Source organism: Sporichthyaceae bacterium (assembly GCA_036493475.1).
Classification (GTDB): Bacteria; Actinomycetota; Actinomycetes; order Sporichthyales; family Sporichthyaceae; genus DASQPJ01.
The window spans coordinates 1-1,833 of record DASXPS010000042.1 but is presented as its reverse complement, the minus strand read 5'-3'; the positions used below and the strand labels follow the sequence as shown (position 1 = coordinate 1,833).

At 68.2% G+C, this 1,833-nt stretch carries 1 protein-coding gene; it reads left to right on the top strand.

From position 1 onward, the window contains the following. The first annotated feature begins 182 nt into the window (after positions 1-182). A complete protein-coding gene (locus VGJ14_04550; GenBank protein HEY2831672.1) occupies positions 183-1,202 on the top strand; it encodes an IS110 family transposase in 1,020 nt (339 codons plus the stop codon). The last annotated feature ends 631 nt before the right edge of the window (positions 1,203-1,833 follow it).

Here is a 1,833-nt window from a genome sequence, read left to right as displayed (position 1 = left end):
CAAAGCGCACACCAGACGATCACGCCGTGATCGACACACCCACATCACCGAGCGGCCCCGGCCACCGGCGGCTCAACTGCAGGTCAACTGACCGGCTGATGCGATGAAGGAGCGGGGCCTCCGCTCCTCGTGGGTCCCCGGAAAGCTCGGGGTTGGCTCACTCGAACGACAAGGGAGGCCCTGTGAGCGAACAGTACGCGGGACGGCAGTTCGTGGGAATCGATCTGCATCGGCGCCGGTCGGTGCTGGTACGGATGACCGAGGACGGTGAGCTGCTGGAGACGACGCGGATCAGCAACGATCCGGAGTACCTGCGGGGAGTGATGTCGCGTGCCGGGGACGCCCCGGAAGTGGTGCTGGAGGCGTGCTACGGGTGGTACTGGGCCGCGGACACCCTGGCCGAGCTGGGCGCGTCGGTGCACCTGGCGCACCCGTTGGGGGTCAAGGGGTTCGCCTATCGTCGGGTCAAGAACGATGAGCGTGACGCTGCGGATCTAGCCGATTTGTTGCGGATGGGTCGGCTTCCGGAAGCCTGGATTGCTCCACCGCAGTGCCGCGAGCTGCGCGAGCTGGTGCGCCACCGGGCCAAGCTGGTCGGGTTGCGCACCAACCTCAAGTGCCAGATACACGCGGTGCTCGCCGGCGCCGGGGTGCCGGTGGCCAGCAGCGACATCTTCGCCCCGAGTGGGCGGGACTGGCTGGAGCGGGTCAACCTGCCGGCGGCGATGCGCGCGAAGGTGAACTCGGCGTTGCGGCTGATCGAGGCCTGCGAGTTCGAGATCGACACCTTCGCCGGGTTGGTCACCGCCCGGCTGCGCGCCGACCCCGGCTACCGCGCGATCCAGCAGATCCCCGGGGTGGGGCCGATCCTGGGCGCGGTGTTCGTCGCCGAGATCGGCGACATCGGCCGGTTCAGCCGGGCAGCGCAACTGAGCAGCTGGGCCGGCCTGACCCCGAAGCACCACCAGTCCGACACGAAGATCCACCGCGGGCGGATCACAAAGATGGGCTCGAAACTCGTGCGCTGGGCCGCGATCGAGGCCGTGCAACGCGTCGGGCCGCACACCCGCCTTGGCGCCTTCCGCGACGCCGTGGCCGAACGTCGCGGCCGCAACCAGGCCAAGGTGGCCGCCGCCCGCGAGCTCGTCGAGTGCGTGTTCTACGGGCTGCGCGATCACCACATCCGTCGGCTGGCGGCATGATCGTCGCCACCGTCACCTGGTCCGGGCGCGGGTCGTGAGCATTCTGACCCCCTCCTTTGGCGTGGTCGTCCCCACTGATTGATCCCGCCCGGGCTACCCACCGGTCGTTTCGCACCATGCCGTCACCGCGCGGCGAAGGGATGAATGCCACCCCCACACGGGGCGTGACCATCACGTGGGGAACCTCAACTGGAGCGCCGCGTCCGGACACCACCACGATCAACCCGCTCGGCAAAGAAACAGGTGACCACCGACCCAAACCACCAACAGCCGGCGCGAACCAGGCAAGAACAACTACCTCTCCGCCGTCACCATGATGCGTCCGGCGGCGGCGCGGTCAAGGACCTTCGGCCGCTACGCGGTCGGCCTCCGGCCGATCCCTGACAGCGCCGCCTTAACCGAACGCGCCCAAAACACGACAAAGAGCAGAAAGAAAACGATCAAACCCCTCGAGCGGAGTTGACACGGCCCCTCTCCTTCAGGGATGAATGCTTCCACCCGTGAGGTCTCCACGTGCTCATCCTTGGCCACGAAGCACACCCCTCGCCCGCTACGCCGCAGCCGCGCTGTCACGGGTGGACGGGTTGGTCATGGGGCGGCGGCAGGGTGGTGCCATCCCGCCGCCGGATCG